The sequence below is a fragment of the Streptomyces sp. NPDC037301 genome (assembly GCF_055602785.1).
Window position 1 is genome coordinate 175,608 of the sequence record NZ_JBVJWD010000004.1, and the last position, 13,782, is coordinate 189,389.

Consider the following 13,782-nt stretch of genomic DNA (forward strand, 5'->3'; position numbering starts at 1 on the left):
CTCGGCGGGCGTGGGGCCCTCGGCAGGTGTCGGGTCTTCGGCCCGTGACCGTCCGGCGTCGGCCGGCCGAGGGCTGGATGCGGGCGATCGGCCGTCGGCCACCGACTCATCCTCGACGGTCAGTCCGTCTTCGGCGGCCAGCCCGTCGTCAGGGGACAACTTGTCGTCGGCGAGCGACCGTCCTGCAACGGCGGGTCGGCGCCCGACCCCGGAGGAGCTGCGGGCTGCCGAGGAGGACCGGGCTGTTGAACAGGCCCTCGCTCTGGTCGGGCGCCAGTCGTCGGGTGAGCCCCACCCCGCACGTCGGCCTCAGTCCGCGGATCAGCTCCACTCCGCGGATCAGCCCCACTTCCTGGACTCCGGCTCCTCGGGGCAGCCGAATGCCAGGGACCGGCCCCACCCCACGAAGAGATCTGCGTCCGCATCCCAGTTCCCGCCCCCGAACCAGAGCACCGGCCGGCCCCACGAGCGTGACCGGAACAGGCGGGCTGCACCCTGGCGGGAGGCGCGCGCCCTCGCCGTACGGTCGGGCCGGAACGCTCCCGCCCGCGTCCGGCGACTGCCCCTCGACCAGGCGCTCGGACATGTACTCGCCGAGCCGCTCGTGGCGCTCACCGATCTGCCGTCCTTCGACACCTCCGCCATGGACGGCTGGGTCGTCACCGGACCGGGTCCGTGGACCATCCGCGAGGTCGAAGGAGCAGGAAAGGAGAAGGGTTCCGGGGACGCGGGTGCGGGTCCGCGCCCTGGCCAGGATCTGGGCATCCTTGCCGGGCACAGCACGCCCGCCGCACTCCCCGACGGCGATGCCGTACGGATCGCCACCGGCGCCCGCATCCCGGCGGATGCCAACGCCGTGATCCGCAGCGAACACGCTCACGTGGACGAGGCCAAGGGGCTGCTCCACGCGAAGCAGCGGGTGCTCCCGGGACAGGACATCAGGCCTCGTGGCCAGGAATGCCGTTCCGGCGATCAACTCCTTCCCGCCGGGGCCCTGGTGACGCCCGCTGTCCTCGGTCTGGCCGCCGCTGCCGGGTACGACGAGCTCGTCACTGTCCCCCGCCCTCGCGTCGATGTCCTCGTCCTCGGTGACGAACTGCTGACCAGCGGTCTGCCGCACGACGGGTTGATCCGCGACGCGCTGGGCCCGATGATCGGCCCCTGGGTACGAGCGCTGGGCGCCGAGGTCTCCGCCCCACAGCGCCTCGGCGACGACGCGACGGCCCTTCGGCGCGCCCTCACCACCTCGGACGCCGATCTGGTCGTCACCACCGGCGGTACCGCCTCGGGCCCTGTCGACCACGTCCACCCGGTCCTTGCCGAGATCGGGGCCGAGTTGCTGGTCGACGGCGTCGCGGTCCGCCCCGGTCACCCGATGCTGCTGGCCAGGCTCAAGACGGAGGGTTCAGACGTGGACCGGTATCTCGTCGGACTGCCCGGCAATCCCCTGGCCGCCGTCTCCGGGCTCCTCACGCTCGCCGAACCGCTGCTCCGCGGGCTGGCCGGCCTTATGCCGGAGACGCCGTACCGGGTCGTCGTACGCGACGAGGTGCACGGGCACCCGCACGACACCCGTCTGGTGCCTGTTGTCCACCGCACAGGCAGTACCAGCGACAGCGCCGGCTACCTCGGCGACACGGGAACCGGCAGCGGCGCCGAGCACGTCGTACCGCTGCACTACAACGGTCCGGCGATGCTCCGGGGAATTGCCGCGGCGGACGGGCTGGCCGTCGTACCACCGGGCGGGGTACGGTCCGGCACCGAGGTGGAGATCCTCGACTTGCCGTGGGCCTCGGCGACGCCGTGGACGGAAGGGTGTTTCACGTGAAACTTCCCGGCCACGATGCGATGGCCAGGCGCGCCGACGAGCATGTCGCGCCCACGCGGGTGCAGCTCCCGCGCAGGGTCGTCCAAGGACCGGCGCGGCAGGTCGCCAAGCGGCTGATGATGGCGTTGATGGTGCTTGCCGTCACCGTGCTGATCGTCTGGCTCGACCGCAGTGGATATCACGACGCCGCCGATGGCAACGTCGACCTGCTGGACGCGGTGTACTACGCGACGGTCACCCTCTCCACCACCGGGTACGGCGACATCACCCCGTACGGGGACGTCGCCCGGCTCACCAATGTGGTGCTTGTGACACCGCTGCGGGTGCTCTTCCTGATCATCCTGGTCGGTACCACTCTCGAGGTCCTTACGGAACGGACCCGGGAGGACTTTCGGCTGAAGCGTTGGAGAACCAACTTGCGTGACCACACCGTTGTCGTCGGCTTCGGCACGAAAGGCCGTTCGGCCATCCAGACCCTGCGGGCCACCGGCCTGAAGAAGGAACAGATCGTCATCGTCGACCCGGCGACCAAGGTGATCGAGATCGCCAACGCCGAAGGGTTCGTGGGTGTGGTCGGCGACGCGACGCGCAGTGAGGTGCTGTTGCGCGCCGAGCTCCAGAAGGCGCGTCAGATCATCATCGCCACCCAGCGCGACGACACGGCGGTGCTGGTGGCGTTGACGGCGCGCCAGCTCAACCGCGGCGCGAAGATCGTGGCCGCGGTGCGCGAGGAGGAGAACGCCCCGTTGCTCCGGCAGTCCGGTGCCGATGCTGTGATCACCAGCGCCAGCGCGGCGGGCCGGCTGCTCGGCCTCTCCGTCCTCAGCCCCAGCGCGGGCACGGTGATGGAGGACCTGATCCAACAGGGCAGCGGTCTCGATCTCGTCGAACGGCCGGTGATAAAGGCCGAGGTGGGCAAGAGCGTCCGGGAGACCGACGATCTCGTGGTCAGCGTGTTGCGGGGCCATCGGTTGATCGGATACGACGATCCGGCTGCCAGTCCGCTGCAGTTGACGGACCGTTTGATCACCATCGTGCGTGCCTCCAACGAACCACCGCTGAGCAACCCGGCTACGGGCACGCCGCGTCCGTAGCGGGCCTCGCGCCGTGCCCGTAGCCCAGGCATCGCGCCGGCACGGTTCGCCTCCGTCGGCCCGGCCCGCCGTCCACGGTGTCGCCCGGCCCGCCGTCCAAGGTGTCGCCCGGCCAGTCCACATGGTGTCGCCCGGACTCCCGGAGCCATGGCGTCGCCCGGCCCGCGCCACGGAGTAGCCTCGCCGCCATGTATGCGATCACGATCCCCGAACCCGGTGGTCCCGAAGCGCTCGTATGGGCCGAGGTGCCAGATCCGGTAGCCGGCGAGGGCGAGGTTCTCGTCGATGTCGTGTCCAGCGCGGTCAATCGCGCCGACGTGCTGCAGCGGCAGGGGTTCTACGACCCGCCGCCCGGCGCCTCCCCGTACCCGGGCCTGGAGTGCGCGGGCCGCATCTCGGCGATCGGTCCCGGTGTCACCGGCTGGTCGGTAGGCGACGAGGTCTGTGCGCTGCTCGCAGGCGGCGGTTACGCGGAGAAGGTCGCCGTGCCCGCCGGGCAGCTGCTGCCCGTACCGGACGGAGTCGACCTGACGCTGGCCGCGGCGCTGCCCGAGGTGACGGCCACGGTCTGGTCGAACGTGTTCATGGTGGCCCATCTGCGCCCCGGTGAGACGCTGTTGGTGCACGGCGGGTCCAGTGGCATCGGCACGATGGCGATCCAGCTCGCCAAGGCGGTGGGCGCAACGGTCGCGGTGACCGCGGGCGGACCGGAGAAGCTCGCGCGCTGTGCGGAGCTCGGGGCCGACATCCTGATCGACTACCGGGAGCAGGACTTCGTCGAGGAGCTGCGCAAGGCGACGGACGGGGCCGGTGCGGATGTCATTCTCGACATCGTGGGTGCGAAGTACCTGGACCGGAACGTGAAGGCCCTCGCCGTCAACGGCCGGCTTGCCATCATCGGCCTCCAGGGCGGCGTCAAGGGCGAGCTGAATCTGAACGCCCTCCTGCACAAGCGGGCCGCCATCACCGCGACCTCGCTGCGTGGCCGTCCGCTCGCCGAGAAGGCCGCCATCGTCGCTGCCGTACGCGAGCACGTCTGGCCGCTGATCGCCGACGGTGTCGTCCGGCCGATCGTGCACTGCACGCTGCCGATGTCCGATGCCGCCGAGGCACATCGGGTGCTGGAGTCCGGCGCGCACATCGGAAAGGTGCTTCTGCAGACCTCGGCGGGCTGACACGCGCCCCGCCGCCGAGCACACGCAACGAGGCCCGGCACACAGGTCGTCGACCATGTGCGCCGGGCCTCGGTGTTGCTACGTGATCGAGGTGTACGAACCAATTGCGATGTACGGACTAGAGATACGGGCCCGACCGGATGGCCCCGTGGTGGTCCCCGCTGCCGTCCTCGTCCTCGTGCCCGCTTCCCGGCGGAAGGGCGCGGCGCATCTGCTCCAGCTGGGCCCGCGCCGCCATCTGCTGGGCGAACAGCGCCGTCTGGATGCCGTGGAAGAGGCCCTCCAGCCAGCCCACCAACTGGGCCTGTGCAATCCGGAGTTCCGCCTCGGAGGGCACCGACTCCTCGGTGAACGGCAGGGAGAGCCGCTCCAGCTCCTCCACCAGCTCCGGTGCGAGGCCGTCCTCCAGCTCCTTCACGGAACTTGCGTGGATCTCCTTGAGCCTGACCCGGCTCGCCTCGTCGAGAGGAGCCGCCCTGACCTCCTCCAGGAGCTGCTTGATCATGCTGCCGATGCGCATGACCTTCGCGGGCTGTTCGACCATCTCCGTCACCGGGACCTCACGCGATTCGTCGTCAGTGCCACCGCCGCCGATCGCCATGCCGTCCTGCCCCACCACGAGGACTTGGGGGTGCTCCTGCGACCGTTCATTCCTCGGCATCTCCATGGCGCCATTGTCTCGCACACCTGCCGTACAACACGGTGGTGCCCCCGCAAACGGTTGATCCACCGTTTTCGAGGGCACCGAATCAGCCGGTCAGGCCACTGACCGCACCACCCGCGTCATCATCCGGCCCGCCGCGCCAGAGCCAGGCGCGACCGCGTGAACGCCGCCGCGAGCACCCCGGCCAGCAGCGGAATGCACACGACGAGCAGGCCGATGGTCGCCCAGGGCAGCACGATCGGCGTGTACGCCGACTGCGTGGGATCGAGCCGCATCGTCTTCAGCGCTTCCCGCAGGTCGACGAGGCGCAGCGCCACCGCGGGCACCAGGCCTGCCAGTGTGCCGAGAACCACACCCGTGAGCGCCACCACCACGCACTGGAAGCCGGACAGCTTCCGCCGCACGCTCGGAGGGGCACCCACCGCGCTGAGAGTGTTGAGATCGGCTTCCGCGTCCGCCTTGGCCAGGCCCGTAGTGATCGCGGCCGCGCCCAGGGTCACCACGCCGGCGAACAGGGTCAGGATCAACAGGACGGTGTCCTGCCCCCGGCTGAGGCCGTAATCGGACTGCACCCAGATGCCGCCGCCGGCCTGCTCGATGGCACCGGAAGCCCGCTGGTCCTCGGCGGCCGTCGGCGCATGGGCGACGGCATACACGCTCCCGGACGCCCTGGTGTGCAGGCCGAGCCGCTCTGCGGTCTTCGCCGGAAGGATCATGCGGATTCCAGGGGTGGCGGCGTACTTCGCGGGGGCCACGTACACCTTCAGCCTGTCCATGGTGGTCCGCGTCTTGCCCGGGTGCTGCTTCCCGTACTTCTTGTCCTTCTCGCTGTACTGGTGGACCGCCTTGACGGTGACCTCGCCGTTCTCCGCGTACACCGGGTTGAGCAGCACCGGTGTGCCCGCGGACAGTGCCTTGGCGGCTGCGGGATCGTCGAGCCTCACATACGTGTCGAGCAGGTCCGCGTCCGCGACGACGATGTTGCTCTCATCGGTGTTGAAGACACCCGACGCCATCAGGTCGGTGAGGCAGGCGGGGGAACGCATCAGCTTCCTGTGCTCGTCGGCGGAGAGCCGTGCGGCGAGCTCCTTGGCCCCCTTGCGGGTGAGCGGGCAGCTGTGGGCCTTGCCGGTGGGCTTGACCAGTTCCAGCGAGCCGCAGTGGTTCTCCTCGTAGTTGTTGCAGTCACTGCCTGCCCAGACCCGTCGGAAGTCCGCGTGCCCGCTGGTGACGGCCATGTTCCGTTCCACCGCGGTCCGTGCCAGCGGGAGGTGCTCGGCCGCCTTCTCGTCGGAGGACGAGACGACGATGGTCCCCCTGGTGATGTAGGGGGTGTAGTTGTACTCGAGCTCGGCGGAATAGCTGGACGTATACGTGGCGATGGCCACCGAACCCGCGACCGCCGCCATCACCGCGGCGACGGCGGGAGCGGTACGACCGCGGTTGCGGGCGGCGTCGCGCAGCGCCATCCGGGGCGAGAGAGGCAGCCTCCTGCCGAGTCGCCCGAGGAAGCCGACGATCACCGGGATGCAGGCGAGCAGCCCGAGTTCGGCGACCATCGAGCCGCCGGCGACCAGTGTCGAATTCCCGCTGGTGCCGCCGTAGAGGGCGATCGCTGCACCGAACGCCAGCACGCAGGCGCCCAGGACGGGCAGCACCCGGGAGGAGCGGCGGACGCCGCGTCGTCCGGTGAGCGACTCCAGTACGGACTGCCGACTCGCCACGATCGCCGGGGCGAATGCCGCCAGCAAACCGGTGATCAGGCCGATCGCGGCGATGAGCAGCAACTCCAGCGGCGGCATCGTCAGAGAGCCGAACCGGTTTCCGGCCCAGTTCTCGATCGCGGGCTGGAGGGCCGCGGTGAGCCCGAGGCCGACCACGACCCCCGCCACCGCTCCGATGCCACCGAGCACCAGACCGCCACCGAGCACCACGGCCCTGACGTGGCGCCTGTCTCCGCCGCAGGTGCCGAGGAGGCCGAGCTGGCGGCGGGAGCGGCGCGCACCGACCGCGAAGGCCGGACCGGCGAGCAGCACGATCTCCAGGACCGCCATGGCGATCACGGTGACGAGTGCCGTGCTGAGCTCTCCGGAGCCACTGTCGGCGATGCGTGGGTTCCTGGCCATCAGCGGGACCTCGGAGTCCGGCGGCGTGTCGAGGGCGACCTGCCGGGACGTGACGAGCACGCCCGACTTATTGGCCTCCACGATGTGCGGCCAGGTCACGCCGACCCCTGCGGGGCCTTTGACCAGCCAGTCCGTGGACCCGGCGTTCGGCGGAAGCACCTTCTTGTCCCGGTCGGCCTCGGCCTTCCACGGAGCGATGACCGCACCGGGGTCGGCGTAGAGCGCCTCGGTCTTCAGCTCGCTGGGCAGCTCGACCACACCGGTGATGGTGTACGTCCGGCCGGAGTTGCGCACGGTGGTGGTCGAGCCGACGTGCAGCCCGGTCGTCTTCAGGAACGGCTCCGTGGCAGCCATCTCGCCCTTGCCGTGCGGGTAGGCGCCGCGCACGAGGTCGATCTTGCCGCGGGCCATCGTGTCCGACGTCCGGATCTCGACGATGTCGGTGTTCGTGACGCCGTACCGGGTGGTGACACTCGCAGGGACGGACTGGATGCTGATCGCCCGCGAACCCTTGGGGAACGTCGTGCTGATGTCGACCGGGTCGCGGTTCTCCACGGGCGGTGCGTCGTCCACGCCCATGTAGATGTGGCTCAACGCCCCATCGGGGAGCTGCTCTATGGGCCCCATCATCTCGTCGCTGAACAGCGCGTCGGCGGAGCCCATTTCGCTGGTCAGCTGCTCGGCGACGGTCGGCGCCATGCTGCGGTACGTCACATCGAGGGCCGTGACGCCGAGTACCGGTATCGCGATCATCGCGACCACCAGTGCGCTGCGGCCCTTGGCGCGCATCGCGTCGCGCCTGGCTATGCGGAGGGAGGCGCGCCAGCCCGTGAAGACGCTCACTTGGCGCCCTCGGCGGCCAGCAGCGAGTCGGCGCCGGCGGTGAGCGACTGGTCGACGATCGAACCGTCCCGGAGGAACACGACCCGGTCCGCCCAGGCGGCGTACCGCGGCTCGTGCGTCACCATCACACCGGCCGCGCCCCGGTCACAGCGGTTGCGCAGCAGCGCGAGCACGGCCTCGCCGGTCTCGGAGTCGAGTGCCCCGGTCGGTTCGTCGGCGAGCACGAGGCGCCGGTCCCCCACCAGCGCGCGGGCGATCGCGACCCGCTGTTGCTGGCCGCCGGACATCTCGTCCGGGAACCGGTCGGCGATCTCCAGGAGCTTCAACTCCTCCAGCGCCGCACGCGCCTCCTTGCGGGCCTTGCGCACGGAGACTCCGTCGAGCTCGCGCGGCAGGGCGATGTTCTCGGCGGCGGTGAGCGCCGGGATCAGGTTGTAGTCCTGGAAGACATAGCCGATGCTGCGGCGGCGCAGGGCGGCGACGCCCTTGCGGCCGAGGCCGGCGATGTCCTGGCCCTCGATGATGACCTGGCCGCTGGTCGCGGTGTCGAGACCGCCCGCGATGGTCAGCAGGGTGGACTTGCCGGAGCCGGAGGGGCCCATCACGGCGACGAGTTCACCGGCGTGCACGGAGAGGTCGATGCCACGCAGGGCGTGCACCTCGGCGATGCCGGTGCCGTGGGTGCGGGTGAGCGCTCGGAGTTCGAGCACCGGTGCGTCGGCCGACAGCGGCGAACCGGACGAGGACGCGGATCGGGACGGGGCGCGCGAGGACATGGTGGGTGGTTCCCCCTTGGAACGGGTCTGTGGGACCGGCGCCGGACACCGATGCGGTTCGTGGCCGGTGCCGGGTGTGTATCTGGCAGTCCGTCGTCGGCGCCCGGTGCGTACGTGATGGCCTGAGGGGCAGTGCCGGTTTCCGGGTGGTCGGTGGTCAGCGCCGGGCGCGTGGGCGGGCGGTACGGGCCGGGGCGCGGTTGGCCGTACGTACCTCCGGCTCCGGCTCCGTGGCGGCGGCCTCGGCGAGGCGGACCAGCCGGGACTCGCAGTGATCCAGCCAGCGGGCCTCGGCCTCCGCCTGGAAGATCAGCTGCTCGAGTACGAGCAGCCAGGCGACCTCGTCGCGGTTGGCCGGGACATCGGCGAGGGCCTGTGCCTTGAGACGGGTGTAGTCCTGCATCGCCTTCACGGTGTGGTGGCGCTGGGACTGGATGACGGCCCGGATGTCGACTCCGGGCGCGCCGACCGCCATGGCGAGCTTGATGGCCAGCTCGTCGCGGGGCGGGTTGCTGCGGTCGACGGGCGTCTCGAACCAGTTCCGCAGCTCGGTGCGGCCGTCGTCGGTGATCGCGTAGAGGGCGTGTCCCTGGTCGTCCTCGTCGTCCTGGGCGACCAGGCCGTCGCGCTCCAGCCGGCTCAGCGTCGTGTACACCTGGCCGACGTTGAGCGGCCAGGTGGAGCCGGTGCGCGACTCGAATTCGGTACGGAGCTGGGAGCCGTATCGGGGCCCCCGCTCCAGCAGGGCCAGTAGGCCGTGGCGGATGGACATACTGAGTATGTATACCGAGTATGTTGTTCGATGCAAGCCCGGCCGGAGCGTGTGGGAGCTGGTGGGAGGCCTGTGGGTCGTCTCAGTTCGGGCGGCGCAAACGGAATGCCAGGAAACCCAGCCCCAGTCCTATCAGTGCGATTCCCGCGCCCAGCGACACCCGCTGCACCCGCTCCACGGACGGCCCGTCGAGGGCCTGTGGAGCGAGTCGGCCGGCCTCGGGGGGTGTGCTCGCCGCCGGTGTCACGGCGTTCACCGGCGCCGGGTCGGTCGCCGCGGGCCGCGCGTCGGGCTCGTCGAACGAACTGTCCGCGGGGGTGAGCTCCGACGGCGGGAGGTGTCGCCCGGGCCGCAGCCGCCCCTCACCGGCCTCGCGCCCGGCGAGCGGGGGCTGCGCTTCGGGAGGCGGTGACCCTGCGTTCGCGGCGGCGGAGGGGGGTGAGGTCGAGGGGGAGCCGGAGGCCGCGGAGGGCGGCGGAGGGGATGCCGGAGGTGCGGGGGCGGCCGAGGCGCCCCCCGAGGGAGTGGTCGTCGGTACGGCCGAAGGAGTGGCCGAACCCTTGCCTGACGGTTCGGCATCGGGGGTGGCGGAAGGCGGGGCGGAAGGTCCGGCCGATGCGGTCGTGGGCGGTGTCGCCGAGGTGCTGACCGCCCCCGGCGTCCCGCCGGGGGTGCGCCGGTCGGCGTGCGCCACGCCGGTTGCGTTCCCCAGCGCCGCGCCCGCCGTCAATATGAGGCAGGCCACACACTTCGTGGACCGTGGGGGGAGAAGTCCTTGAGCCATGAGGGCAGCGTCACATGTGACGATATGTCCGGCATCTTGGATATGTGGCGACCTCAGGAGGTGCCGTCACGCGTATGCGGCCCGGGAAGCCCGCCCTCACATCTACCGGGCCGTCACTTCCGTGTACCCGCGTACGCCTCCGGTCAGGCCGGGTCGCCCGTCGCGACGCGCAGCTCGAAGTGGGCGCCCTTCTGGGGCACGGCCGTTCCGGAGGTGGGGAACTGGTCGATGACCTGGTCCTCCGCGTAGGCGTTCCCCGGCACGTCGATCTTCTTGATGGTCCAGCCCGCCGCGTCCGCGCACGCCTTCGCCGAGAGGACGTCCTTGTAGAGGAAGCTCGGTGCGTTGACCTTGTTCGGGTCGTCGCTGTCCTCCATCGCGTCCGTGCAGTCCTCGGTTTTCATCGTCCGGTTCCGCTCCGGATCCTTGTGCTCGCTCGCGGCCGGCGATTCATTCGCGGAGTTGTTGCCGTCCGTACCCGGGTTGTTCTTCAGTGACAGCACCGTGATCAGCCCGCCGATCGCGATCAGCGCGACCACGATCGAGCCCACGATCACCGGCATGTTCCGCTTGGAGCCGCCCGCGGCGGAGCCGGAGTGCGTCTGCGGCGCGATCGTGTAGGGCGGTGGGGTCTGCTGCTGCATCGGGGACATCGGCGCCTGGCTCTGGTACGCCGGAGCCGACTGCGGATAGCCGTACGACGGAGCGGGCGCCGGGGTCTGCGGACCGTACGGCCCCGACTGGGCGCCCGACTGGTACGGGCCCGGCTGGTACGGCGTCTGGACGTTCTGCGGCGCCGGGGTGGACTGGTCGACCGGCGGGAAGACCGCCGAGCCGACGCCTGAGCCGCTGTTCGACGGCGCGCCGCCGCCCGCGACGATCACCGGGGCGCCCGTCTGCCCGCTCGCGTTCAGCACGCGCGCGATCTCGTCCTGCATCGCCGCGGCGCTCGGGAAGCGCTCGTTCGGGTTCTTCTTCAGTGCGCGGGCGACGAGCGCGTCCATCGCCGGGGTGATCGACCGGTTGATGGTGGAGGGCGCGACAGGATCCTCCTGGACGTGCGCGTACGCGATGGCGAGCGGCGAGTCCGCGTCGAACGGGATGCGTCCGGTCAGCAGCTGGAACAGCATGATGCCGACCGAGTACAGGTCGGAGCGCGCGTCCACCCCGCGGCCCAGGGCCTGCTCGGGGGAGAGGTACTGCGGGGTGCCGACGACCATGCCGGTCTGCGTCATCGATGTGACGCCCGACTGCATGGCGCGGGCGATGCCGAAGTCCATGACCTTCACGACACCGCGCTTGGTCACCATCACGTTGCCGGGCTTGATGTCGCGGTGGACCAGGCCCATCTCGTGGCTGGTGTCCAGCGCGGCCAGTACGTCGGCCGTCACCTTGAGCGCCCTGTCGGCCGGCATCGCGCCGTAATTCCGGATGTCCGCCTGGAGCACGGAGCCGAGCGGCTGCCCCTCCACGTACTCCATGACGATGTACGGCATCAGCGCGCCGCCGAGCTCGTCCTCGCCGGTGTCGAAGACCGAGACGATGTTGGTGTGCTGCAGTTTGGCAACGGCCTGCGCCTCGCGCCGGAACCGTTCACGGAAGGACTGCTCGCGGCCCAGCTCCGTGTGCAGCGTCTTGATCGCGACCTGGCGGTCCAGTGCGGAGTCGTACGCCAGATATACGGACGCCATCCCGCCCTCGCCGAGCAGGTCGCGAAGCTGGTACCGGCCGCCGGCGACCGAACCGCCGGCATAGCGCCCCTGAGCGCCGTGTGCGCCGTCCTGGCTCATGACTTGCTTCCCCCTCGGCGCGCGACTGACGCGATGATCCCTATTTACGCGCCAAGTCTGCCCGAGGGGTACGACACGTCAAGCCAGGTGCCCGTTCCGTGACCCTACGCACAAGAAGAGTCTCGGAAGCGTTACAGGAAGCGCATGGAATTTGCGCGCGCGGCACGCCGGCCGGTTGGATGACCCGTCCCTCTCGGAAACGGTGTGTCCGGCGGAGGCTGTAGCGTGACGTGGCAATGCAGCTAGACACCGTGAGAACCCGCGGACGCGCGGACAGATACGACGGCGAGGACTGATGGCACCCGATTCCGAAGCAAACGGCGGCGGAGTTTCGGATGGCACCGACTCCTGGGGCATCGGCGGCGTCGTCGGTGACGGACGCTACCGAATGACCCACCGGCTCGGCCGGGGCGGCATGGCGGAGGTCTTCGCGGCCGAGGACGTCAGGCTGGGACGTACGGTCGCGGTCAAGCTCCTGCGTTCCGATCTCGCCGAGGACCCGGTCTCCAAGGCCCGGTTCACGCGCGAGGCACAGTCGGTCGCGGGCCTCAACCACCATGCGATCGTCGCCGTGTACGACTCCGGCGAGGATGTCGTGGGCGGCCAGACCGTCCCCTACATCGTGATGGAGCTCGTCGAGGGCCGCACCATCCGCGATCTCCTGCTCAATGCCGAGGCCCCGCCGCCCGAACAGGCGCTGATCATCGTCTCGGGGGTGCTGGAAGCCCTCGCGTACTCGCACCAGCACGGCATCGTGCACCGTGACATCAAGCCCGCCAACGTGATCATCACGAACTCGGGTGCGGTCAAGGTGATGGACTTCGGCATCGCCCGTGCGCTGCACGGCGCGCAGTCGACGATGACGCAGACCGGCATGGTCATGGGCACGCCGCAGTACCTCTCCCCCGAGCAGGCGCTGGGCAAGGCCGTCGACCACCGCTCCGACCTCTACGCCACCGGCTGCCTGCTGTACGAACTCCTCGCGCTGCGGCCTCCGTTCACGGGTGAGACGCCGCTCTCCGTGGTGTATCAGCATGTACAGGACATTCCGGTCCCGCCGTCCGAGGTCCTGGACGCGGTGCCGCCGGAGCTGGACGGGCTGGTCATGCGCTCGCTCGCGAAGGACCCGGACGACCGGTTCCAGAGCGCCGAGGAGATGCGCGGCCTCATCCAGTACGGCCTGCAGATGCTTCAGGTGCAGGGCGGCCACACGGGTACGTGGAACACCGGCCCGGTCGCGATGCACGAAGGCGGACACACCCCGGCCATGGGTATCGCCGGGGGCACGATGGCGATGAGCCACCCGCAGCACGGGGACACCTCGCAGGGCCCGATCCTGCCGCCGATGAACCCCGACGACGGTGGCTACGAAGGCGGACACCAGGGCGGTGGCGGCCGCGGCAAGCTGTGGCTGTTCGTCGTGCTCGCGCTGATCGCGATCGGGGCCGGTGTCGCCATCGCCGTCAACGCGGCGAACAGCAACGGCGACCAGCAGGAGAAGAAGCCCACGAAGACCTCCAGCTCGCCGTCCGAGTCGGAGAGTTCGCCCTCGCCGAGCGACGAGCAGAGCGAGGAGAGTCAGCAGCCGGAGAACTCCACCGGCGACCAGCAGAACACGCCGCCGAAGCAGCGCTACACCCCGCCGGTCACACCGAGCGAGTCGTCCGAGCCGCCGTCGACCAAGCCGTCCGCACCGGCCACAGGTGGCAGCACCGACGCAGGCACGGGAACGGGCACGGCCGACGGCGGTACGGGTGCGGCCGATGGCGGTACGGGTGCGGCCGATGGCGGTACGGGTGCGGCCGATGGCGGTACGGGTGCGGCCGATGGCGGTACGGGTGCGGCCGACGGCGGTACCGGTGGCGCCGCCACCGGGACCACCACCGGCATGTCCGCGGGGGCCGGCGGCACCACGGCGGGCACCCCTTAA

General features: G+C 70.4%; 10 protein-coding genes. 4 read left to right on the forward strand and 6 right to left on the reverse strand.

Features of this window, described 5'->3' with window-relative positions; all coding sequences use genetic code 11:
- Positions 1–160: 160 nt before the first annotated feature.
- From ACZ7IB_RS09540 to ACZ7IB_RS09550, 3 genes are all read left to right on the forward strand, one after another.
- Positions 161–1,828, forward strand: coding sequence for a molybdopterin molybdotransferase MoeA (locus ACZ7IB_RS09540; protein ID WP_470910776.1), 1,668 nt, complete (start codon positions 161–163; stop codon positions 1,826–1,828).
- Positions 1,786–2,922 carry a potassium channel family protein gene (locus ACZ7IB_RS09545; protein WP_470910778.1) on the forward strand — a complete coding sequence of 379 codons (1,137 nt, stop codon included), beginning with the start codon at positions 1,786–1,788 and terminating at the stop codon, positions 2,920–2,922. Before ACZ7IB_RS09540 ends, ACZ7IB_RS09545 begins: the two co-directional genes overlap by 43 nt.
- A 188-nt stretch (positions 2,923–3,110) precedes the next feature.
- Positions 3,111–4,097: an NAD(P)H-quinone oxidoreductase gene (locus tag ACZ7IB_RS09550; protein WP_470910780.1), complete on the forward strand. Its 987-nt coding sequence runs from the start codon at positions 3,111–3,113 to the stop codon at positions 4,095–4,097.
- Between the two features lie 118 nt (positions 4,098–4,215).
- On the opposite strand, the gene ACZ7IB_RS09555 is transcribed toward ACZ7IB_RS09550, so the two are convergent.
- The 6 genes from ACZ7IB_RS09555 to ACZ7IB_RS09580 form a co-directional block, all read right to left on the reverse strand.
- Positions 4,216–4,764 (reverse strand): bacterial proteasome activator family protein, encoded by a 549-nt coding sequence (locus tag ACZ7IB_RS09555; RefSeq protein ID WP_114245465.1) that lies wholly within the window; start codon positions 4,762–4,764, stop codon positions 4,216–4,218.
- 119 nt (positions 4,765–4,883) lie between these two features.
- Positions 4,884–7,730, reverse strand: coding sequence for an FtsX-like permease family protein (locus ACZ7IB_RS09560; protein WP_470910782.1), 2,847 nt, complete (start codon positions 7,728–7,730; stop codon positions 4,884–4,886).
- Positions 7,727–8,506: an ABC transporter ATP-binding protein gene (locus ACZ7IB_RS09565; RefSeq protein WP_470910784.1), complete on the reverse strand. Its 780-nt coding sequence runs from the start codon at positions 8,504–8,506 to the stop codon at positions 7,727–7,729. The genes ACZ7IB_RS09560 and ACZ7IB_RS09565 overlap by 4 nt, the downstream gene beginning before the upstream one ends.
- 157 nt (positions 8,507–8,663) lie before the next feature.
- Positions 8,664–9,278 carry a PadR family transcriptional regulator gene (locus tag ACZ7IB_RS09570; RefSeq protein WP_470910785.1) on the reverse strand — a complete coding sequence of 205 codons (615 nt, stop codon included), beginning with the start codon at positions 9,276–9,278 and terminating at the stop codon, positions 8,664–8,666.
- An 82-nt stretch (positions 9,279–9,360) separates the two neighbouring features.
- Positions 9,361–9,972: a hypothetical protein gene (locus tag ACZ7IB_RS09575; protein ID WP_470910787.1), complete on the reverse strand. Its 612-nt coding sequence runs from the start codon at positions 9,970–9,972 to the stop codon at positions 9,361–9,363.
- A gap of 233 nt (positions 9,973–10,205) precedes the next feature.
- Complete coding sequence (locus tag ACZ7IB_RS09580) at positions 10,206–11,852, reverse strand: protein kinase domain-containing protein (RefSeq protein WP_470910789.1); 1,647 nt, start codon at positions 11,850–11,852, stop codon at positions 10,206–10,208.
- A gap of 295 nt (positions 11,853–12,147) precedes the next feature.
- Between ACZ7IB_RS09580 and ACZ7IB_RS09585 the strand changes: the two genes are divergently transcribed.
- Positions 12,148–13,782, forward strand: a complete 1,635-nt coding sequence (locus tag ACZ7IB_RS09585) for a protein kinase domain-containing protein (RefSeq protein ID WP_470910791.1) — start codon at positions 12,148–12,150, stop codon at positions 13,780–13,782.